Source organism: Streptomyces sp. NPDC058525 (assembly GCF_042719495.1).
Lineage (GTDB): Bacteria > Actinomycetota > Actinomycetes > Streptomycetales > Streptomycetaceae > Streptomyces.
Genome location: NZ_JBHXNP010000138.1, coordinates 1 through 20,631 on the forward strand (window position 1 = coordinate 1; position 20,631 = coordinate 20,631).

The 20,631-nt window shown below is 73.7% G+C and carries 15 protein-coding genes; 10 read left to right on the forward strand and 5 right to left on the reverse strand.

The annotated features are described in order from the left end of the window. Positions 1–208: 208 nt before the first annotated feature. From ACFWP3_RS38320 to ACFWP3_RS38340, 5 genes are all read left to right on the forward strand, one after another. Positions 209–1,399: an acyl-CoA dehydrogenase family protein gene (locus tag ACFWP3_RS38320; RefSeq protein ID WP_384230751.1), complete on the forward strand. Its 1,191-nt coding sequence runs from the start codon at positions 209–211 to the stop codon at positions 1,397–1,399. A gap of 67 nt (positions 1,400–1,466) precedes the next feature. Continuing rightward, positions 1,467–1,865 (forward strand): DUF4440 domain-containing protein, encoded by a 399-nt coding sequence (locus ACFWP3_RS38325; RefSeq protein WP_384230753.1) that lies wholly within the window; start codon positions 1,467–1,469, stop codon positions 1,863–1,865. A gap of 123 nt (positions 1,866–1,988) precedes the next feature. After that, positions 1,989–2,927, forward strand: a complete 939-nt coding sequence (locus ACFWP3_RS38330; RefSeq protein WP_384230754.1) for an oxygenase MpaB family protein — start codon at positions 1,989–1,991, stop codon at positions 2,925–2,927. Further along, on the forward strand, positions 2,909–4,969 hold the full coding sequence (locus ACFWP3_RS38335) for a tetratricopeptide repeat protein (RefSeq protein WP_384230757.1): 2,061 nt from the start codon (positions 2,909–2,911) through the stop codon (positions 4,967–4,969). The genes ACFWP3_RS38330 and ACFWP3_RS38335 overlap by 19 nt, the downstream gene beginning before the upstream one ends. Further along, positions 4,966–6,540 (forward strand): phytoene desaturase family protein, encoded by a 1,575-nt coding sequence (locus ACFWP3_RS38340; RefSeq protein ID WP_384230759.1) that lies wholly within the window; start codon positions 4,966–4,968, stop codon positions 6,538–6,540. Before ACFWP3_RS38335 ends, ACFWP3_RS38340 begins: the two co-directional genes overlap by 4 nt. A 9-nt stretch (positions 6,541–6,549) precedes the next feature. Here ACFWP3_RS38340 and ACFWP3_RS38345 read toward each other — a convergent pair whose 3' ends face one another. Beyond that, complete coding sequence (locus ACFWP3_RS38345) at positions 6,550–7,008, reverse strand: nitroreductase family deazaflavin-dependent oxidoreductase (protein WP_384230761.1); 459 nt, start codon at positions 7,006–7,008, stop codon at positions 6,550–6,552. 117 nt (positions 7,009–7,125) lie between these two features. Here ACFWP3_RS38345 and ACFWP3_RS38350 point away from each other — a divergent pair, with 117 nt between their 5' ends. After that, positions 7,126–7,782 (forward strand): TetR/AcrR family transcriptional regulator, encoded by a 657-nt coding sequence (locus ACFWP3_RS38350; RefSeq protein WP_384230764.1) that lies wholly within the window; start codon positions 7,126–7,128, stop codon positions 7,780–7,782. 25 nt (positions 7,783–7,807) lie between these two features. Here the strand turns inward: ACFWP3_RS38350 and ACFWP3_RS38355 are convergent, their stop codons facing one another. Next, on the reverse strand, positions 7,808–9,676 hold the full coding sequence (locus ACFWP3_RS38355) for a serine hydrolase (RefSeq protein WP_384230766.1): 1,869 nt from the start codon (positions 9,674–9,676) through the stop codon (positions 7,808–7,810). 316 nt (positions 9,677–9,992) lie between these two features. Between ACFWP3_RS38355 and ACFWP3_RS38360 the strand changes: the two genes are divergently transcribed. The 3 genes from ACFWP3_RS38360 to ACFWP3_RS38370 all read left to right on the forward strand — a co-directional run bounded on the left by ACFWP3_RS38360 (position 9,993) and on the right by ACFWP3_RS38370 (position 14,652). Further along, positions 9,993–11,108, forward strand: coding sequence for an NAD(P)H-dependent flavin oxidoreductase (locus ACFWP3_RS38360; protein WP_384230768.1), 1,116 nt, complete (start codon positions 9,993–9,995; stop codon positions 11,106–11,108). 5 nt (positions 11,109–11,113) lie between these two features. Continuing rightward, the gene (locus tag ACFWP3_RS38365; RefSeq protein ID WP_384230770.1) at positions 11,114–12,667 is read left to right on the forward strand and encodes an acyl-CoA synthetase; all 1,554 of its coding nucleotides are present in this window, start codon (positions 11,114–11,116) and stop codon (positions 12,665–12,667) included. A gap of 755 nt (positions 12,668–13,422) precedes the next feature. Beyond that, positions 13,423–14,652 carry a calcium:proton antiporter gene (locus ACFWP3_RS38370; RefSeq protein WP_384230772.1) on the forward strand — a complete coding sequence of 410 codons (1,230 nt, stop codon included), beginning with the start codon at positions 13,423–13,425 and terminating at the stop codon, positions 14,650–14,652. A 27-nt stretch (positions 14,653–14,679) separates the two neighbouring features. Here ACFWP3_RS38370 and ACFWP3_RS38375 read toward each other — a convergent pair whose 3' ends face one another. The 3 genes from ACFWP3_RS38375 to paaK all read right to left on the reverse strand — a co-directional run bounded on the left by ACFWP3_RS38375 (position 14,680) and on the right by paaK (position 19,549). Further along, positions 14,680–17,133 carry a penicillin acylase family protein gene (locus tag ACFWP3_RS38375; RefSeq protein WP_384230774.1) on the reverse strand — a complete coding sequence of 818 codons (2,454 nt, stop codon included), beginning with the start codon at positions 17,131–17,133 and terminating at the stop codon, positions 14,680–14,682. 149 nt (positions 17,134–17,282) lie between these two features. Beyond that, positions 17,283–18,068: a YhjD/YihY/BrkB family envelope integrity protein gene (locus ACFWP3_RS38380; protein WP_384230779.1), complete on the reverse strand. Its 786-nt coding sequence runs from the start codon at positions 18,066–18,068 to the stop codon at positions 17,283–17,285. Between the two features lie 149 nt (positions 18,069–18,217). Further along, entirely contained in the window at positions 18,218–19,549 is a 1,332-nt protein-coding gene (paaK, locus tag ACFWP3_RS38385; RefSeq protein ID WP_384230781.1) for a phenylacetate--CoA ligase PaaK, read from the reverse strand. A gap of 108 nt (positions 19,550–19,657) precedes the next feature. Between paaK and ACFWP3_RS38390 the strand changes: the two genes are divergently transcribed. Beyond that, positions 19,658–20,512, forward strand: coding sequence for an alpha/beta fold hydrolase (locus ACFWP3_RS38390; protein ID WP_384230776.1), 855 nt, complete (start codon positions 19,658–19,660; stop codon positions 20,510–20,512). The last annotated feature ends 119 nt before the right edge of the window (positions 20,513–20,631 follow it).

Here is a 20,631-nt window from a genome sequence, read left to right on the forward strand (position 1 = left end):
AAGTACGTCCAGTACTCGGGCGCCCCTCCGCCTTGCGATGCACGGCGCCAGACGACGCGGGCTTAACCGGCAAGATCCGAAAGAGACGACCTAGCGCCCCCGCCCGCACGCCCCGCCCTCCCGCGCCCCTTCCGAATTTCTGGAACTGGTTCTAATCTGACCGCCGCCACACAGCGACCGGCTGGACCGCGAGACACCCGGAGGGGCCGTGCACCTCGAATACACGCCTGAGCAGCAGCAGTTGCGCACCGAGCTGCGCGCCTACTTCGCCGACCTGGTGCCCGAGGACGTCTACGCCCGCTACGAGGACCCGGCCGCGCAGAAGCGCTTCTACCGCGAGACCATCCGCCGGCTCGGGGCCGACGGATGGCTCGGGGTCGGCTGGCCGAAGGAGTACGGCGGCCGCGGGATGTCGCCGATGGACCAGTTCATCTTCTTCGACGAGGCGGCGCAGGCCGTCGTACCGCTGCCCCTGATGGCCCTCAACACCGTCGGGCCGACCATCATGCAGTTCGGCACCGACGAGCAGAAGGCCTACTTCCTGCCGAAGATCCTCGCCGGCGAGATCGACTTCGCCATCGGCTACAGCGAGCCCGACGCCGGCACCGACCTCGCCGCGCTCAAGTGCAAGGCGGTCCGCGAGGGCGACGAGGAGACCGGCACCTACGTGGTGAACGGGCAGAAGATCTGGACCACCAACGGCGACACCGCCGACTGGGTCTGGCTCGCGGTGCGCACCGACCCGCAGGCCCCCGCCCACAAGGGCATCACCATGCTTCTGGTGCCGACCGCCGACCCCGGCTACTCCTGCACCCTCATCAACACGCTCGCCTCGCACGACACCACCGCCAGCTACTACGAGAACATCCGCGTCCCCGCCACCCGCCGCGTAGGCCAGGAGAACAAGGGCTGGCGCCTGATCACCAACCAGCTCAACCACGAGCGCGTCACCCTCGCCGCCCACGGCACGATGGCCATCCGGGCCCTGCACGACGTCCAGCGCTGGGCCGCCGAGACCAAGCTCGCCGACGGACGCCGGGTCATCGACCTGTCCTGGGTCCGCGGCCGCCTCGCCCGCACCCACGCCCGGCTCGACGCGATGAAGCTGCTCAACTGGCAGATGGTGAACGCCGTCCAGTCCGGCACCCTCACCCCCCAGGACGCCTCCGCGGTCAAGGTCTACGGCTCCGAGGCCCGCCGCGACGCCTACGCCTGGCTGATGGAGGTCGTGGGCGCGGCGGGCTCCCTCAAGGACGGCTCCGCCGGGGCGGTCCTGCACGGCGAACTCGAACGCGGCTACCGCAGCGCCGTCATCTTCACCTTCGGCGGCGGCAACAACGAGATCCAGCGCGAGATCATCTCCTGGATCGGCCTCGGCATGCCCCGGGTCCGCCGCTGACGGGCCGGGCGTTGCGGGAGGGCCCTCCGGGAACTCCCGCAACCGGCCCGGGTGTTACCGTCATGCCATGCCCAAGGACGAGATCGACACGGTGACCGCCGAGTTCTTCGGCGCCTTCGACAACCGGGGCGGCAAGACCGCCGACGTGGAGCGGATCCGGCGGCTCGTCGTACCGGGCGGCGTGATCGTCAACACGGGCCCGGAGTTCACCGTCTACACGGTGGACGAGTTCATCGAGCCCCGCCTGCGGCTGCTCGCGGACGGCCGGCTCCTCGAGTTCGCCGAGTGGGAGACCTCCGAACGCACCGAGATCGCGGGCTACATCGCCTCCCGGTTCGGCACGTACCGCAAGTCCGGGATCCTGGACGGCGAGCCCTTCGAGGGGGGCGGGACCAAGACCATCCAGTTCGTCCGCACCCCGGACGGCTGGCGCATCTCGGCCTTCGCCTGGTACGACCAGCCCTGACCGCCGGCGGACACCGGGCTGCGGCCCGGGTCCCGACCCGCTACGGCTTCCGCCGAACACCCGCCCCGCCTCCTGGCCGCGCCGCCCGCGGCCCCCGTACGCTGGCACCAGGGAGGTACCGGGATGGGAAACAGCGCGGCCGCCCCCGACCCGGGGCTGTACGGCCCGGAGTCCGTCACCTGGCAGTGCCACGGAGACCCGGTGATGTGGATCGCCGGCGTCCGGGCCCTCTACCTCCAGGCCCTGCACCCGCGCGCCGTCCGCGGGGTCATGGAGAACAGCGACTTCCGGCGCGACGCCTGGGGGCGGCTGCTGCGCACCGCCGACTTCGTCGGCACGCTCACCTACGGCACCGCCGAGGACGCCGAACGCGCCGGGGCCCGCGTCCGTGCCATCCACCGCAAGCTCTCCGCCACCGACCCGGACACCGGCGAGCGCTTCCCCGTCGACGAACCCGCCCTGCTGCTCTGGATCCACTGCGCCCAGATCGACAGCTTCCTGCACGTCCTGCGCCGCTCCGGCGTCCGCCTCACCCCCGCCCAGGCCGACCGCTACGTCGACGAGAACCGGGTGAACGCCCGCCTCGTCGGACTGGACCCGGCCGCCGTCCCCGCCGACACCGCACAGCTCGCCGCGTACTTCGAGAAGGTCCGCCCCGAACTCGCCGCCGGACCCGACGCACGCGCCGTGGACGACTTCCTGCGCGGCCCGCCCGTCCACCCGCTCCTCGTCCCTGGCCGAAACCTGCTGTGGCGTCCGCTCGCCGGACTCGCCTACGGCTCCCTCCCCGGCTGGGCGCACCAGCTCTACGGACGCCCGGCACCCGCACCCCGCAGCATCACCCGTCGCCTGCGCCTCACCGGGCACGTGCTGCGCAGCATTCCCGCAGGTCTGCGCTGGAAGCTGCCCCCAGGTCACATCTTGAAGGCGATGCGTCGCATGGGCCCCGGGAGTCGCCCCTCCCCGTACACACTGCGTACATCAGCGGCCATACTGGACCGGCCGGGGAGGGCGAGGCACGACAACGGGGGCGACTTCAAGACATGGCGGAGTCCAGACTGATCCAGGGCCGTTACCGGTCGCTCGACCTGATCGGTCGCGGCGGCATGGGCGAGGTGTGGCGGGCCCGGGACGAATCGCTGGGCCGACAGGTCGCCGTGAAGTGTCTCAAACCGATCGGTGCGGAGCAGGACGCCCACTTCACCCAGGTGCTGCGCGAGCGGTTCCGCCGCGAGGCGCGCGTCGCCGCCTCCCTCCAGCACCGGGGCGTCACCGTCGTCCACGACTTCGGCGACGACAGCGCCGCCGGCGGCCCCCTCTACCTCGTCATGGAGCTCCTCGAAGGCCGCAACCTCAGCCAGCTCCTGGACGACAACGAGACCCGCCCGCTGCCCGTCGAGGTGGTCGTCGACATCGCGGAGCAGATGGCCGCCGCCCTCGGCTACACCCACGACCAGGGCGTCGTCCACCGCGACCTCAAGCCGGCCAACATCATGCGGCTCACCGACGGCACCGTGAAGATCTGCGACTTCGGCATCGCCCGCCTCGCCCACGACATCGGCTTCACCGCCAAGCTCACCGGCGGCGGCATGGCCATGGGCACCCCGCACTACATGTCGCCCGAGCAGATCGCGGGCGGCGAGGTCGACCACCGCAGCGACCTCTACTCCCTCGGCTGCGTCCTCTACGAGATCGCCACCGGCGCGCCGCCCTTCGACCTCGGCGACTCCTGGTCCGTGCTGGTCGGCCACCGCGACACCGCTCCCGTCCCGCTGCGCGAGCACCGCCCCGAACTTCCCGACTACTTCGAACGGGTGGTTCTGGACCTCCTCGCCAAGCGCCCCGAGGACCGCCCCGGCGACGCCCGCCACCTGCACCGCAGGCTCGTCGAGGCACGCCTCGGCCCGGGCGGGCTGCCCGGCGCCCAGGCCCCGCTCCCGGCCTGGGCCCGTGGGATGACCGCCGGGCGCAAGGCCGGGATCGAGGCCCGCCCCGCGAGCGGCGAGTGGGCCGTGCTCACCGGCGCCTGGACGGCCCCGCGCCCGAGCGGCGCGCAGCGGATCGGCCGTCCCGCGCCCACCGAGGACCCCCGCATCACCGCCCCGTACGGGGCTCCGCGCCTCCCCGGCCCGCGCGAGGGCGGCCCCGGCGCCCTCGCGGCCGGCCACACCCGGGCCTTCGCCCTCAGCCGGGCCGGCCGCCCCGAGGAGGCCCTCGCCGTGTACGAAGCCGTGGCCGAGGGCCGCGCGCGGGTGCTCGGCCCGGACCATGCCGACACGCTCGCCGCGCGCCAGGAGGCGGCGTACGAACTGGGCAGGCTCGGGCGGCACGCGGAGGCGTACGCGATCTACCGCGCGGTGCTCGTCGCCCGCGAGCGCACCGCCGGCCCGCTCCACCCCGACACCCTGCGCTGCCGCCACAACCTGGCCTGCGCCCTCGGCGCGCTGGGCCGCTTTGCGGAGGCCCACGCCACCGCCGCCGCGGTCGCCGCCGACCGGGCGGTCGTCCTCGGAGCCGAGCACGCGGACACCCTGCTGACCCGCTACGAGGTCGCGTACGCGCTCGGCCGGCTGGAGCGCTGGCAGGAGGCCCTGGACGCCTTCCGCGAGGTGGCCGCCGTACGGGAGGGGGTGCTCGGCCGGGACCACCCCGACACCCTGGCCGCGCGCTACGAGGTCGGCATCGCGCTCGGCCGCACCGGGAACAGCGGCCAGGCCCTCGACCTGTTCCGGGCCCTGGTCCGCGACCGCACCCGCGCGTACGGGGCCGCCGACCCCGAGACCCTGCGCGCCCGCCACGTCCTCGGCGTCAACCTGGGCCGCCTGGAGCGCTGGGAGGAGGCGGTGGCCGAGGCCCGCGAGGTGGGCGCCGCACGGGCCTCGGTGCTGGGCGCCGAGCACCCGGACACCCTGGTCAGCCGCCGCGAACTCGCCGCGGGCCTGGGCCGGCTGGGCCGCTGGGACGAGGCGCTGCCCATCTACCGGGACCTGGCCGGGATCCGCGAGCGGGCCCTGGGTGACGAGCATCCCGACACCGCCCTCGCCCATGCCGACGAGGCCTACTGTCTGGAGCGGCTGGGCCAGGTGTGTTACCAAGAGCCATGACAGCCATGCGGGGCTCCAGCGGATTCGGACACGACATCTACGACGCGGTGATCGTGGGCGGCGGCCACAACGGCCTGGTCGCCGCCGCCTACCTGGCCCGGGCGGGCAGATCGGTGCTGGTCCTCGAACGGCTGGACCACACCGGCGGGGCGGCCGTCTCCACCCGCCCCTTCGCCGGGGTCGACGCTCGCCTCTCGCGCTACTCGTACCTCGTCTCCCTGCTCCCCGCCAAGATCGTGCGCGATCTGGGGCTGCGGTTCGCCGTCCGCAAGCGCACGGTCTCCTCGTACACGCCCACCCAGCGCGACGGCCGCCCCGGCGGGCTCCTCGTCGGCGGCGGGGAGGAGCGCACCCGCGCGTCCTTCGCCCGGCTGACCGGCTCGGACCGGGAGTACGAGAGCTGGCGCGCCTTCTACGCGACCACCGGCCGGGTCGCCGGGAAGGTCTTCCCGACCCTGACCGAACCGCTGCCGACCCGCGAGGCCCTGCGCGCCCGGATCGACGACGAGGCGGCCTGGCGGATGCTGTTCGAGGAGCCCCTCGGGGCGGCGGTGGAGCGGCACTTCACCGACGACCTGGTGCGCGGCGTGGTCCTGACCGACGGGCTGATCGGCACCTTCGCGGACGCGCACGACCCCTCGCTGGCGCAGAACCGCTGCTTCCTCTACCACGTGATCGGCGGCGGCACCGGTGACTGGGACGTGCCCGTCGGCGGCATGGGCGCGCTCACCGACGCCCTGGCCGACGCGGCGCGGGCGGCCGGGGCGGAGATCGCCGCCGGGCACGAGGTGCTGCGGATCGACACGGACGGCACGGGGCCGGCCGAGGTGGTCTTCCGCACGGCGTCGGGGGAGGGGCGGGCCGTCGGCCGCACGGTCCTGGTCAACGCCTCCCCGAGGGCGCTCTCCGAACTGCTCGGCGAGGCACCCGTGGAGCCCGCGCCCGAGGGCGCCCAGCTCAAGGTGAACATGCTGCTGCGGCGGCTGCCCCGGCTGCGGGACGGCGCCGTCGATCCGCGCGAGGCCTTCGGCGGCACCTTCCACATCGCCGAGGGCTACGCCGAACTGGCCAGGGCCCACGCCGAGGCCGCGGCCGGGGAGCTGCCCTCCGTACCGCCGTCCGAGATCTACTGCCATTCGCTGACCGACCCGACGATCCTGGGGCCGGAGCTGGTGGAGCAGGGCTACCAGACGCTCACCCTGTTCGGCCTGCACACCCCGGCCCGGCTGTTCGGCCACGACAACCGGCAGGCCCGCGAGGTGCTGCTGACCGCCACCCTCGCCCAGCTCGACGCGCACCTGGCCGAACCGCTCACCGACTGCCTCGCCTTCGACGCGGACGGCCGTCCGTGCATCGAGGCGAAGACCCCGCTGGACCTGGAGCGCGAACTGCGGCTGCCCGGCGGCCACATCTTCCACCGCGACCTGTCCTGGCCGTACGGGGACTCGGGGCGGTGGGGCGTGGAGACCGCCCACCGCAACGTACTGCTGTGCGGTGCGGGGGCGGTGCGCGGCGGAGGGGTCAGCGGGGTACCCGGGCACAACGCGGCGATGGCGGTCCTCGGGCACTGACCCCGCCGCCTACCCGGCGGCGCGGACCGGCTCGATGACGACGATCGGGATCTCACGGCTCGTCTTGGTCTGGTATTCGTCGTACGAGGGCCAGTGCTTCACCATCACCGGCCAGTACGCGGCGCGCTCCTCGGGGGTCGCGGTACGGGCCCTGCCCTGCATGATCTCGGGGCCGACCTGGATGCGGACCTCGGGGTTCTCCGTCAGGTTCCGGTACCACAGCGGGTGCGCCGGGTCGCCGCCCTTGGAGGCGACGATGAGGTAACGGCCGTTGTCCTCGCCGTAGATGAGGGGCGTGCGCACCGGGTTGCCGGAGACCCGGCCCACGGTGGTGAGCAGCAGGGTCTGGGTGCCGTTCCAGAACTGGCCCTCGGCCCCGTTGGAGCCCACGTACTGCTTGACGTGGTCGAGCTGCCAGCTTCCGGGCTTCGGGTCGGTCGGGTGGTCCCAGTCGATCTCGGTCGTCATGGCGGTCTGCCTGCCTTCGTGTTGAACGGTCAACGAACCTCAACAACGAATCGCAACGCCTGTGGGCACGGTGCCATTCCGCGCCGGGCGGTCGCTCTACATCTGTAGAGTGATCTCATGCCCACCCCGGACCGCGGCCCCGACCGCAGAACCCTCATCGCGGACAGCGCGATCGGCCTCGTCGCCGCGGGCGGCCTGCGGGCGCTGACGCACCGGGCGGTCGACGCGGCGGCGGGGCTGCCGGCGGGCAGCACCTCGTACTACTTCCGTACGCGCACGGCGCTGATCGCCGCCTGCTACGGGCGGCTGGCGGAGCTGGACCTCGCGGACCTGGACGCGGACGGGCCGCCGCTGCCGCTCGCGCCGCTCGGGCCGTTGGCGCCGCCCGGGCCGCTCGGGCCGCCCGGGCCGCTCGGGCCGCCGGACCGCGAGGCGGCCGCGGCGGCGCTCGCCGGGCTGCTGTACCGCTGGCTGACGACGGGCCGCGAACGCCAGCTGGCCCGCTTCGAACTCAGCCTGGAGGCGGCCCGCAACCGGGAGTTGGAGACGGACTTCCACCGGGCGGGCCAGGGGTCGCGGGCCCGGGCGGCGGCGGTCCTCGCCGCGCTCGGCGCGGAACGCCCCGAAGAGGCGGCCGACCTGCTGGTCGCCTGGGCCGACGGGCTCCTCTACGACCGCCTGGCGGGAGCCTCCGCCCGCTCCCGCCCGGCGCCGGACCTGACCGAACTGACCTCCGCCACCCGGCGGATGATCGCGGCGGCCCTGTCGCCCTGATCCCTGGAACCCCCGCCGTGACGGCCTAGTCCGACGATCTGCTCCAGCCGACGGCCTCGAGGCGGGCGGCGTCGGCGGGGCGGTCCTCGGCGAAGAGGAGCCGGGCCGGTTCCGCGACCCGGACGAGGTCCACGTAGACCCCGCGCCCCACGTACCGCCCGGTCGCGGTGTGGCGGAAGCGGAGCCGGACCTCGCGGCCCGCCCACGCCGCCGTGAGGGGGGCCTCCAAGCGGTGCCAGATCCGGCCGGACCAGCCGCCCGCCGAGCCCCGGGGCCAGGTCTCGGGGGTGCCGCCGGTGGACCGCAGGGTGCTGAACGGCAGCGGCTCCCAGTGCTCCCCGTCGGGCGAGGCCTCCAGGTGGAAGGCGCCCTCGCCGGGCACCGTGTCCCACCAGACGGCGCAGCGCAGCCGGGCGGCGGCCGTCGCCGGGGTGAGCGGCGGCAGGGTCAGGGTGCCCGAGGCGCCGGGGGTGATCCCCGAGAACCAGGCCGGGCCGCCGTGCTTCGTGCGGACCGGGACGGCGCGGGCGAAGCGGTTGCCGACGGCGACCCGGGGCGCGCTGCCGGCCCGCCAGGTGCGGACCGGGTGCACCGAGTTGCCGAGCAGGATCAGGAAGGAGTCGGTGGAGGGGTCGAGGACGAGGGAGGTGCCGGTGAAGCCGGTGTGGCCGGCGGAGTGCGGAGTGGCCATCGCCCCCATGTACCAGTGCTGGTAGAGCTCGAAGCCCAGACCGTGGTCGTCGCCGGGGAAGGAGGTGTTGTAGTCGGTGAAGAGCAGTTCGACGGAGGCGGAGCGCAGGATGCGCCGGCCCGCGTACACCCCGCCGTCGAGGAGGGTGCGGGCGAGCACGGCCAGGTCGAAGGCCGTGCCGAAGGCGCCCGCGTGGCCCGCGACCCCGCCCAGCGCGTACGCGTTCTCGTCGTGCACCTCGCCCCACACCAGCCCGCGGTCCAGCCCGGACCAGGGCGGGCGCTGCACCTCGGTGGCGGCCGTGACCCGGCGCCAGGAGCGCGGCGGGTTGTACCGGGTGCGCTGCATCCCGAGCGGAGCGGTGATCTCGTCGCGGAGCAGCACGTCCAGAGCGCGGCCGGTGATCTGTTCCAGGAGCAGCTGGAGGGTGATCAGGTTGAGGTCGGAGTACCGGTAGACGGTCCCCGGAGTCTCCTGCGGCTGCACCGACCACAGCAGCCTCAGCCGTCCCTCGTGCGTGGACTCCCGGTAGAAGGGCGCCCACGAGCGCAGCCCCGAGGTGTGCGTGAGCAGCTGGCGGACCGTGATCGACTCCTTGCCGCCCCCGGTGAACAGCGGCAGGTACCGGCGCACCGGAGCCTCCAGCTCCAGCTGTCCCCGCTCCATCTGCTGCACGGCCAGGATGGAGGTGAACAGCTTCGTCAGCGAGGCCAGGTCGAAGACGGTGTCCTCGGCCATCGCGATCCGCTCGGCCGCCGGGAACTCGCGTACGCGGTCGGTCCGCCCGTCGTAGTCCGCGTACCGCACGGCGTCGCCCATGGCGCGGTGCAGGGCGATGGTGCGGCCCCGGCCCGCCAGCACCACCGCACCGGCGTAGTAGGGGTGTTCGGGGGAGGGGCCCAGGAACCGGCGCGCCTCGTCCGCCACCCCTTCCAGATGCCGGTCCAGCAGCCCGGCCTGGCGCGCCGATCCGTACCGCAGGCGCAGGCCTTGGAGCGCGCGCCGCTCGGCCGGACTGCCCGCCGCCGCGCCCGTGCTGCCGGGCAGCGCCGCGTGCAGGACGAGCACCCCGCCGAGCGCGAGCAGCCGCGCGCCGAGCCGCCGCCGGCTCAGGCCGGGCGCCGCCCCGGGCGCGTGTCCTCGCCCGCCCGTGGTCCGCCCCCCTCCGTCTGGCCCCCGGTCGGCCCCCGTACCTGCTGCCATGCCCGGCCCTCCTGTCCGCCGTTCGAGTTCGCCTGCCGCGCCGCTCCGCGGGGCTCCGCCCCGGACACCCGTGCCTCCGAACCCCCGGCTGCCGCCGGGAGATGCCCCGGGGCGGGCCCGTGGTCTGCTGCTGCGGGCCGGTCCTGCCCGTGACGCGGAGGTGCCGGGAGGCCGGGAGCCGCTCCCGCCGCGCCGCACGTTAGTGGGTATCTGCCCGCCCGGCGGCCACCCTCCGCACCGACCGGCCCGTAAAGAATCTGACACTGCATCAGAAAATCTCTTCCCTCGACTGCCGGGCTGCGGCATCCTGCGGCCCATGGAGACGGAGCTGAGCAAGAAACTGGGAGTCGAGCACGCCATCTTCGGCTTCACGCCCTTCCCGGCGGTCGCCGCCGCGATCACCCGGGCGGGCGGCTTCGGCGTACTCGGCGCGGTCCGCTACACCGCGCCCGACGACCTCAAACGCGACCTCGACTGGATGCAGGCGCGCACCGACGGCAAGCCCTACGGCCTCGACGTGGTCATGCCCGCCAAGAAGGCCGTCGACGGCATCAGCGAAGCCGACATCGAGGCGATGATCCCGGCCGGACACCGCCAGTTCGTCCGCGACACCCTCGCCAAGCACCACGTGCCCGAGCTCGCCGAGGGCGAGGCCTCCGGCTGGCGGATCACCGGCTGGATGGAGCAGGTCGCCCGCAACCAGCTCGACGTCGCCTTCGACTACCCCATCAAACTCCTGGCGAACGCCCTGGGTTCCCCGCCCGCCGACGTCATCGCGCGCGCCCACGACCACGGCGTGCTCGTCGCCGCCCTCGCCGGCAGCGCCAAACACGCCCGCCGCCACGCCGAAGCCGGCATCGACATCGTCGTCGCCCAGGGCTATGAGGCCGGCGGCCACACCGGGGACATCGCCACCATGGTCCTGGTCCCCGAGATCGCCGAAGCCGTCGCCCCGCTCCCGGTCCTCGCCGCGGGCGGCATCGGCAGCGGAGAGCAGATCGCCGCCGGACTCGCCCTCGGCGCCCAGGGCGCCTGGCTCGGCTCGCTGTGGCTCACCACCACCGAGGCCGACCTCCACTCCCGCGCCCTCACCGAGAAGCTCCTCGCCGCGGGCTCCGGCGACACCGTCCGCTCCCGCGCCCTCACCGGCAAGCCCGCCCGCCAGCTGCGCACCGAGTGGACCGACGCCTGGGACGACCCGGAGGGCCCGGGCGCGCTCCCCATGCCCCTGCAGGGCCTGCTCGTCGCCGAGGCCGTCTCCCGGATCCAGAAGTACGAGGTCCAGCCGCTCCTCGGCACCCCCGTCGGCCAGATCGTCGGCCGGATGAACGAAGAACGCAGCGTCCAGGCCGTCTTCGACGACCTGACGGCCGGCTTCGAGCGGGCCATCGACCGTGTCAACCGCATCGCCGGCCGAGTCCGAGAGGCGTGATCAGTGTGACCGACCAGCCCCCCAACGGCTTCTGGGCGCAGGCCGCCGCAGACCCGGAGCGCACCGTTCTCGTCACCCCCGAAGGCGAGGAATGGAGCGCCGGCCGGCTGCACGCCGACGTCAACCGCCTCGTCCACGGCCTGCGCGCCGCCGGCCTGGAGAAGGGGGACGTCTTCGCCGTCGTCCTCCCCAACGGCGTCGAGTTCCTCACCGCCTACCTGGCCGCGTCCCAGGCCGGCTTCTACCTCGTCCCCGTCAACCACCACCTCGTCGGCCCCGAGATCGCCTGGATCGTCTCCGACTCGGGCGCCAAGGTCCTCATCGCCCACGAGCGCTTCGCCGACGCCGCCACCGCCGCGGCCGACGAGGCCGCCCTGCCCGCGAGCCACCGCTACGCCGTCGGCACGGTCCCGGGCTTCCGCCCGTACGGGGAACTCCTGGACGGACGGCCCGCGACGGTGCCCGGGGAGCGCACCCTCGGCTGGGTCATGAACTACACCTCCGGCACCACCGGCCGCCCGCGCGGCATCCGCCGCCCGCTGCCGGGCAAGCTCCCGGAGGAGACGTACCTCGGCGGCTTCCTCGGCATCTTCGGCATCCGGCCCTTCGACGGCAACGTCCACCTGGTCTGCTCGCCGCTCTACCACACGGCCGTCCTGCAGTTCGCGGGCGCCGCCCTGCACATCGGGCACCCGCTGGTGCTGATGGACAAGTGGACCCCGCAGGAGATGCTGCGCCTGATCGACGCGCACGCCTGCACGCACACCCACATGGTCCCGACCCAGTTCCACCGGCTGCTCGCCCTCCCGCAGGAGACGAAGGACGCGTACGACGTCTCCTCGATGCGGCACGCCATCCACGGCGCCGCCCCCTGCCCCGACCACGTCAAGCGGGCGATGATCGACTGGTGGGGCCGGTGCGTGGAGGAGTACTACGCGGCGAGCGAGGGCGGCGGTGCCTTCGCGACCGCCGAGGACTGGCTGAAGAAGCCGGGAACCGTGGGGAAGGCCTGGCCGATCAGCGAGCTCGCCGTCTTCGACGACGACGGCAACCGGCTGCCCGCCGGCGAACTCGGCACCGTCTACATCAAGATGAACACCGGCGGCTTCAGCTACCACAAGGACGAGGGCAAGACGAAGAAGAACCGCATCGGCGACTTCTTCACCGTCGGCGACCTGGGGCTGCTGGACGAGGAGGGCTACTTCTTCCTCCGCGACCGCAAGATCGACATGATCATCTCGGGCGGGGTGAACATCTACCCGGCCGAGATCGAGTCGGCCCTGCTCACCCATCCGGCGGTCGCCGACGCCGCCGCCTTCGGCATCCCGCACGCGGACTGGGGCGAGGAGGTCAAGGCGGTCATCGAACCGGCGGAGGGCTTCGTGGCGGGCGACGCCCTGGCCGCGGAGATCCTGCACCACTGCGAACGGCAGCTCGCCGGCTACAAGCGCCCCAAGACGGTCGACTTCATCGAGACGATGCCGCGCGACCCGAACGGCAAGCTGTACAAGCGCCGCCTGCGCGACCCGTACTGGGAGGGCCACGAGCGCGCGATGTGACCGGCGACGGTCCGGGCCCGGGGGGAGTACGACACCACCCGGGTCCGGACCGCGTACGTCCGGCTCGCGCCGGGTCAGCCCGTGAAGGTCCAGCCCATCCGGTCCCCACGTCCGCGGGCTGGCCGGGGTAGAACCAGCCGAGCCGGGAGACGTAGGTCTGGCCCTCGCAGTTGACGTCGCCCGACAGGAAGTCGTCCTTGCGGACGACGCAGTGGTACAGCGGGACCGTGCCCTCGCGCGGGCTCGTGTGCTGCCCTCGACCGTGTAGCCCGGCACTGCGATCCCGCGAAGCCGAACTCGGCGGCCTGCCGGTTCAGCGAGTCGTGGGCGGCGGCCGCCGCGGCGGGGGCGGCTCCGGGGGCGGCCGGACCGGTGACGGGCGCGGCTCCGGCCGGTGCGGCGGCGGTCGCGGCCGCGGCCAGTGCGGCGGTCAGGGCGAGGAGGGCGGTGCGCAAGCGGGATGTGCGGCGCACAGCGGATCTCCTGGTCGTCGACCCCGGCACCGGTGGACGCCGAGGGGTGAGGCGACGGCGCATACCGCCCGATCGGCGGCATCGACGGCATTCCATCTGCCACCGGTCGTCAGGGGCCGGCCGTTCTTCGGCCGATCTTGCGTCGGACCTCGGCCGCCGCCGTCCGTCGACGGCTCTCCGGGCCGCCGCCGGCCCCGCAGAGCTCGTGAGAAAGGCCACGTCAGAGCCCGCGAGGCGCGCCTTGCGACGCACTGAAGGGATAGATCTGGCAAGTTGGCTGATATGAGTACGGCAACGCGCAGATCACCCCTGACCGACTGGACCGTCCTGGTCCCCGTGGTGGCGCTCGTCGCGCTCGTCCTCAGCTGGGGACGCGACCTGCCCGGATTCGCGGTGGTCCTGGTCTCCCTCTGCCTCGCGGGGGCGGTGCTGGCGGCCGTGCACCACGCCGAGGTCGTCGCCCACCGCGTCGGCGAACCCTTCGGCTCGCTCGTCCTCGCCGTGGCCGTCACCGTCATCGAAGTGGCGCTCATCGTCACCCTGATGGCCGACGGCGGCGACAAGGCCTCCTCCCTGGCCCGGGACACGGTCTTCGCCGCCGTCATGATCACCTGCAACGGCATCGTGGGCCTGTCCCTGCTCGTCGGAGCCCTGCGCAACCGCGTCGCCGTCTTCAACGCCGAGGGCTCCGGCGCGGCGCTGGCCACCGTCGCGACCCTGGCCGTCCTCAGCCTCGTCCTGCCGACCTTCACCACCAGCAAGCCCGGTCCCGAGTTCTCCACCGCCCAGCTGGCCTTCGCGGCCGTCGCCTCGCTCGCGCTCTACGGGCTGTTCGTCGCCGTCCAGACGGTGCGGCACCGGGACTACTTCCTGCCCGTGGACACCGCGCGCGCCGCGGCCGCCGCGCCCGGGGACACCGCGTCTGCCGCGTCCGCCATGTCCGCCACCTCCGCCACCTCCGCCATGTCCGCCGCGCCGGCCGCGTCCGGCACGTCCGCCGCGCCCGCGGTGTCGCCCGCGGCCCCGGACGACGCCGAGCACGCCGAGCCGCCCACCGCCCGCGCCGCCCTCATCAGCCTCGGCCTGCTGCTCGTCGCGCTCATCGCCGTCGTCGGCGACGCCAAGGCCGTCTCCCCGACCATCGAGCAGGGCGTGGCGAAGGCCGGCCTGCCGAACGCCGTCGTCGGTGTGATCATCGCGCTGCTCGTCCTGGCGCCCGAAACGCTGGCCGCCGGCCGCGCCGCCCGCCGCGACCGCGTCCAGACCAGCCTCAACCTGGCCTACGGCTCCGCCATCGCCAGCATCGGCCTGACCATCCCGGCCATCGCGCTGGCCTCGATCTGGCTCTCCGGCCCGCTCATGCTGGGCCTCGCCCCGATCCACATGGTGCTGCTCGCCCTGACCGTCGTGGTCAGCGCCCTCACCATCGCGCCGGGCCGCGCGACCCTGCTCCAGGGCGGGGTCCACCTGGTCCTGCTGGCCGCGTACCTCTTCCTGGCCGTCAGCCCGTGAGGGCCGCGGCCAGGAAGGGGCCCGGACTCACCCCCGCTCGCGCGGCCACACCACCTTCAGCTTCGGCGAGGTGAGGATGTCCCGCTCGCAGAACCGGGAGGTCACCCAGCGCTCCTGCGAGAACATCCGGGTCTGGTCGGCGTAGTACGGCGAGTTCGGGTTCGCCGACTGGCTGTACGTCAGCAGGGTGCGCGCCACCGGGCAGTGGCCGCTGTTCCAGCCGACCGCCTGGACGTGGCTGGAGCCGTGCAGCACCTCCGGATAGCCGCCGGCCGCCGCGTTCCACGGCGCCTCGATCTTGTTCCAGACGCCGAGCGCCTCCGTACCGCCGCCCACCGGCAGCTTCTCGCCGCCGCGGACCACGAACTGGTGCTCGCCCAGCGGCGCGTCCAGCGCGCTCCCCGCCGCCTTCAGCTCCGTCACGGCGTCCGCGAGGGCCCGCCCGATGCCGGGCGCCGCCTGGTTGAGCGTGCGGGGGGTGCGTACCGGATCGGCCGCCGAGAACGGCACCAGCCACAGGTCCTTGGCCGGGGTCGTCGCCGTCAGCCTGCGCCAGAAACGGTCGAAGAGCAGCGCGCCGCGGCTGCCGCTGTCCGCCGTACGGTCCCAGCCCGCCAGCACCGCGCAGGCCGCCGACACGTCCACCGCCGTGCCGTCGCTCGCCGTCGCCCGGCCGCCGGGCAGCGCGGCGCAGGCCTTCGCGGCGTCCGCCGCCGCCAGGTCACCGGCCGGCGCCCGGTTGGCGAACTGCTGCTTCTGCAGGTCGGCCACGGTCAGCCCGCCCTTCGCCGCCATCCCCGCGACGTCCTCGATCGCACCGCGAGTGCGCAGCGAGCGCGGGGTGGCCACGTTGCCCCAGATCCGCTCGTAGCCGGTCAGCGGCCGGTCCGCGTTGGCCAGCCAGGCGCTGTCGTTGGAGTTCTCGGCGTACGGGGCGTCGCGCAGCGTCGGCGCCTTGGCCGGCCCGAACACCCCCGGCTGTACGGCGTCCGGGTCCGAGCCGAGCGCGCAGTCGCCGCGCGACCCGTCCAGGACCGCCAGCCCGGAGGCCGGGTAGGTGGCCCGGCCCAGCGGGGTGGAGCAGCGGGCCGCGAGCTCGTCGGTGATCCGGGGGAGGACCTGGGACTGGGTGAAGAGGGTGCCGCCCGCCGAGTCGGCGGCCACGGTGTTGACCCAGGGCAGGCCCTGGGTGCGCCGCAGGGCGTCCTGGATCCCGCCCACCGAGCGGGCCTTGCCCATGGCGAGCGCGGTGTCGGAGCCGCGCAGGTTCGCCGCGTTGGGATCGTTCAGCGCGTACGCCGTACCGGTCGTCCAGGGCAGCGGAAGGCCCGGGCCGAGGTTCGAGACGACCGGTCCGTAGCGGGTCCACCACTGGGTGCGGGTCACCGGATCGCCGCCCGCCACCGGGACGGTGACGGTCCGCCCGGTCATCCTCTCCGGCACGCCGTCGACCAGGTAGGCGGTCGGGTCGGCCGGATCGAGGGTGAGCTGGTGCAGGCTGACGGGTGTGCCGGTGGCCACGGTGTGGCTCCAGGCCACCTTCTCGTTGAAGCCGATGTTGACCACGGTGGTGCCGAGCAGGGAGCCGCCCGAGACGTTCAGCTTGCCCGGGATGGTCTGCTGCGACTGCCAGAAGCGCCGCCCGCCCTGCCAGGGGTAGTGGGGGTTGCCCAGCAGCAGGCCGCTGCCGTTGGCCGTGGTGGAACCGGCGAAGGCGACCGCGTTGGAACCCATGTCGTAGCGGGTGGTGTCGAAGAACTCCCGCGCCGCCTCGGCCGCGGCCGCCGGGTCGGTCTCCTGCGGCGCCGTCTCCTGCGGCGCCGTCGTACGGGCGCCCGCGCCGGCCCCGCCGGACGCCGGCGGCTGGGCTGCCGTGATGCCGTCGATCCCGCGGCCCTGGCCGCCGAGGACCGAGACCGCGAACCCGCGGGCGGCCACGTCGGTGGCGGTGACCGGGCGGACCCAGCCCGCGCCCTTGCAGGCGGGGTCGGTGATCTTGTTCTGGGCCAGCCACGCGTTGTATCCGGCGGCCCAGCCGCGCATCAGCTCGCGCAGGTCCTTGCTGGGGCCGGCCGGGGCGGGGGTGGCCAGCAGCTTCTCGACGGTGCCGGACTCGCGTACGCCCTTGAAGTACAGGTCGCTGGTGAGGTTCCGGGTGGCGGAGGACAGGGAGCCGTCGGGTGCGGCCTCGGGGCCGAACCAGCGCGAGCGCTCACCGGCGACGGTGACGAACCCGTCGGCGAGTACGCACACCTGGTCGGCGGCCTGGGCCCAGCCGGTGCCGAAGCCGAGGTGCGCGTAGTCGCGGGCGAGTATGTGCGGGATGCCGTTCTCCGTGTACCGGATGACGGCGGACAGACCTCCGCCGGACGGACCTGTGTCCCCGGCGGCCGCGGCGGCCTGCGGTATCGCGGCCGTCGTGGCGAGCAGCGCGGCGCCGGTGAGGGCGACGCGCCGGAGTATCGGGCGGGTGCGGAGCAACGTACCTCCCAAGTAGCCTGCGGATGAGCGAGGTTGCCCGTGTGACGGGCGGTGCGTCCGTGCCCCCACACTCATGCAGGCTGCCTGAGGGTCTGTCAACATCCCGTTTGGTATCCACGCCGGCCCCGGCTCCGCCGGGCCCCGCCGCGTCAGCGCCCGGCCAGGTCCTGGGGGGTGGGCGGAGGGGGTTCTTCCGCGGGGAGGTAGCCGCGGCGCTCGAGGCGGCGGAGCGTGAGGTGCTCGTGGACGAGGCGGCCGACGAGGGCGCCGCCGTAGACCACGAACCCGACGCCGACCAGCCAGGACTGAACGACCAGCAGCGTGCCGAACGGGCCGTACGTCACCGCGTTGGAGGCGATCAGCGGGGAGAACACCAGCTGCGAGAAGAGGCGCAGCCCCAGCAGCCCGATGCTCGTGGCCACCGCCCCGGGCACCAGGGCCCGCCATCGGACCCGGCCGCCGAGCAGCAGCCGCTGCGAGGCGACGAAGAACAGGCAGGTGCCGAGCAGGTCGCCGGCCGTGCCCAGGATGGTGCCCGCGGCGTCGTTCGAGGGCGCCGGGATCCCGACGAGCAGCGCGAGGTAGCAGACCAGCAGGGCGAGCCATACGACGTGTCGCCACATGGTGTGCCACCGCGCGGTCGGCACGTCCCAGACCTTCTCGTAGCCGGTCTGCACGGCGGAGCCGAAGGTCAGGCCGAAGACGGCCAGGGCCGCCAGACCGAAGGCCGTGGTCCGTTCCAGCGCAAGGTCCGCCGCGCCGAACAGCATCTCGACGCGTGAGCGCGAGGACTCCGTCACCCCGAGGGCCTGGCCGAGCCACCGGCCGAAGCCCGAACCGCTGCCGGGTGCGGCGGCCGCCACGACCACCAGCAGCGGCACCAGCGTGAGGAACCCGAGGGCCGCGAAGCCCATCGCCCGGTGCATCAGCTCCATTTCCCGGCCGCGGCTCCAGGCCAGCCCCGCGAGGGAGCCCTGGAGCCGGTCGTAGAGCTGCCGCAAGAACGAGTTCACGCCGTATGCACTACCCGGGCGGCTCCGACGGCTCCCGGGCGCCGCTCCGAATTGGGCCCGAAGGGGTGGTTTCAGCCGTTGCGGTCCTCCTGTGGCGTGTTCCGGAGGTCCACCAGCCGCTTGATCTTGCCCACCGAGCGCTCCAGGGTCTCCGGCTCGACCACCTCGACCCGGACGGAGACCCCGATGCCCTCCTTGACGGCCCGGACCACGGCGGCCGCCGCGGCCTCCCGCCGAGCGGCATCCGCCTCCCGGCGCGCCTCCACCCGCACGGTCAGGGCGTCCATCCGGCCCTCCTTCGTCAGCCGCAGCTGGAAGTGCGGGGCCAGACCTTCCGTCCGCAGCAGGACCTCCTCGATCTGGGTGGGGTACATGTTCACCCCGCGCAGGATGATCATGTCGTCGCTGCGGCCCGTGATCTTCTCCATCCGGCGGAAGGCCGGCCGGGCGGTGCCGGGCAGTAGCCGCGTCAGATCCCGGGTGCGGTAGCGGATCACGGGCATGGCCTCCTTGGTGAGGGAGGTGAACACCAGCTCGCCCGGCTCCCCGTCCGGCAGCACCTCGCCCGTCAGCGGATCGACCACCTCCGGGTAGAAGTGGTCCTCCCAGATATGGAGCCCGTCCTTGCCCGACGCGAACTCCTGCGCCACGCCCGGACCCATCACCTCGGACAGGCCGTAGATGTCCACCGCGTCGATGCCGAGCCGGTCCTCGATCTCCCGGCGCATCTCCTCGGTCCACGGCTCCGCGCCGAAGATGCCCGTGCGCAGCGAGGTCGAGCGGGGGTCTATGCCCTGGCGCTCCATCTCGTCCAGCAGCGTCAGCATGTACGAGGGGGTCACCATGATGACCTCCGGCCGGAAGTCCTGGATCAGCCGCACCTGGCGGTCGGTCATCCCGCCCGAGGCGGGCACGACCGTACAGCCCAGGCGCTCGGCCCCGTAGTGGGCGCCGAGGCCGCCGGTGAACAGTCCGTAGCCGTAGGCGATGTGGACGACCTGCCCCGGTCTGCCGCCGGCGGCCCGTATGGACCGGGCCACGACGTCCGCCCACGTCGACAGATCCCGCTCGGTGTACCCGACGACCGTGGGGCGCCCGGTGGTCCCGCTGGACGCGTGGATCCGGCGCACCTCGGAGCGCGGCACGGCGAACATCCCGAAGGGGTACTGGTCGCGCAGGTCGGTCTTGGTGGTGAAGGGGAACAGGGCGAGGTCCGCGAGGGTGCGGCAGTCGTCGGGATGCACTCCGGCCTTGTCGAAGGCCTGCCGGTAGAAGGGCACCCGGTCGTAGACGCGGTGCAGGGTCGCGCGCAGCCGCGACAGCTGGAGGGCGGCCAGCTCGTCGCCGCCGAGGCGCTCGCCCTCGTCCGCGCCGTGGAGATCCTGGTTCTCGTTCGCCGCCATTGCCGTCACCTCGTCCTGAGTCACCCGACCGATCATTCGGTAGATTGCCAGCACCGCGCGGGGTAAGGCAATGACTCGAACGAGTGATCGTCTGATGTGATGGCCCGCATGCCTACCTTCACCACCTACGACGGGACCGAACTCGCCTACCACGTCCGGGGCGACGGCGAACCGCTCATCTGCCTGCCGGGAGGCGCCATGCGCGCCTCGGAGTACCTGGGGGACCTCGGCGGGCTGACCGCCGGGCGCCGGCTCGTCCTGCTAGACCTGCGCGGTACGGGCGCCTCCGCGATCCCGGCGGACGAGTCGACGTACCGCGTCGACCACCAGGTCGACGACGTCGAGGCGCTCCGGGTGCACCTGGGGCTGGAGCGCGTCGACCTCCTCGCGCACTCCGCAGGCGGCAATCTGGCCCAGCTCTACGCGGCCGGCCGTCCGGAGCGGATACGCCGGATGGTCCTCGTCACCCCGACCGCCTGGGCGGTGGACCTGCCGGTCACTCCGGAGGACCGGATGGAGGCCGCGCGGCTGCGTGCGGGCCGCGAGCCGTACGACTCGGCCATCGAGGCCTACGGGCGGATCCTGGCGGACGGCGGGGGCGGCTCCGACGCGGACTGGGAGCTGGCCGCTCCGCTGTTCTACGGGCGCTGGGACGAGACGGCGCGGGCGCATTGCGCGGCGAACGCGCGGCAGCAGAACGAGAAGGCGGCGGACGCGTATGCGGGGGCCGGGGCCTTCGATCCGGCCGTCACGCGGGCCGGGCTGCGGCGGGTCGCGGGTGAGGTGCTGGTGCTGGCCGGGGAGTTGGACGGCAATCCGCGGCCCGCCTTGGCGGCGGGGCTTGCGGCGCTGTTTCCCCGGGGGGTGGTTGATGTGCAGCCTGGCGCCGGGCATTTTCCCTGGCTGGACGATGGGGTGTGGTTCGCGGGGCGGGTGGAGGGGTTCCTGGCGGACGGGGCCTGAGGGGGCTGCGGGGTCGGAGCCGTGGCCCGGGCTGAGGCTGGGCTTCGGCCCCGCGGCCCCGCCGCCTCAATCGCCGGCGGGGCTCACAGATCGGGGCTCCGCCCCGGACCCCGCGCCTC

Excerpts from the sequence above, each read along its gene's own strand:
- ACFWP3_RS38350 (WP_384230764.1), top strand. The coding sequence starts at position 7,126 with ATGCCCACCCCGGACCGCGGCCCCGACCGCAGAACCCTCATCGCGGAC.
- ACFWP3_RS38325 (WP_384230753.1), top strand. The coding sequence starts at position 1,467 with ATGCCCAAGGACGAGATCGACACGGTGACCGCCGAGTTCTTCGGCGCC.
- ACFWP3_RS38370 (WP_384230772.1), top strand. The coding sequence starts at position 13,423 with ATGAGTACGGCAACGCGCAGATCACCCCTGACCGACTGGACCGTCCTG.
- ACFWP3_RS38340 (WP_384230759.1), top strand. The coding sequence starts at position 4,966 with ATGACAGCCATGCGGGGCTCCAGCGGATTCGGACACGACATCTACGAC.
- ACFWP3_RS38345 (WP_384230761.1), bottom strand. The coding sequence starts at position 7,008 with ATGACGACCGAGATCGACTGGGACCACCCGACCGACCCGAAGCCCGGA.
- ACFWP3_RS38330 (WP_384230754.1), top strand. The coding sequence starts at position 1,989 with ATGGGAAACAGCGCGGCCGCCCCCGACCCGGGGCTGTACGGCCCGGAG.
- ACFWP3_RS38335 (WP_384230757.1), top strand. The coding sequence starts at position 2,909 with ATGGCGGAGTCCAGACTGATCCAGGGCCGTTACCGGTCGCTCGACCTG.
- ACFWP3_RS38355 (WP_384230766.1), bottom strand. The coding sequence starts at position 9,676 with ATGGCAGCAGGTACGGGGGCCGACCGGGGGCCAGACGGAGGGGGGCGG.
- ACFWP3_RS38390 (WP_384230776.1), top strand. The coding sequence starts at position 19,658 with ATGCCTACCTTCACCACCTACGACGGGACCGAACTCGCCTACCACGTC.
- ACFWP3_RS38360 (WP_384230768.1), top strand. The coding sequence starts at position 9,993 with ATGGAGACGGAGCTGAGCAAGAAACTGGGAGTCGAGCACGCCATCTTC.
- paaK (WP_384230781.1), bottom strand. The coding sequence starts at position 19,549 with ATGGCGGCGAACGAGAACCAGGATCTCCACGGCGCGGACGAGGGCGAG.
- ACFWP3_RS38380 (WP_384230779.1), bottom strand. The coding sequence starts at position 18,068 with ATGGAGCTGATGCACCGGGCGATGGGCTTCGCGGCCCTCGGGTTCCTC.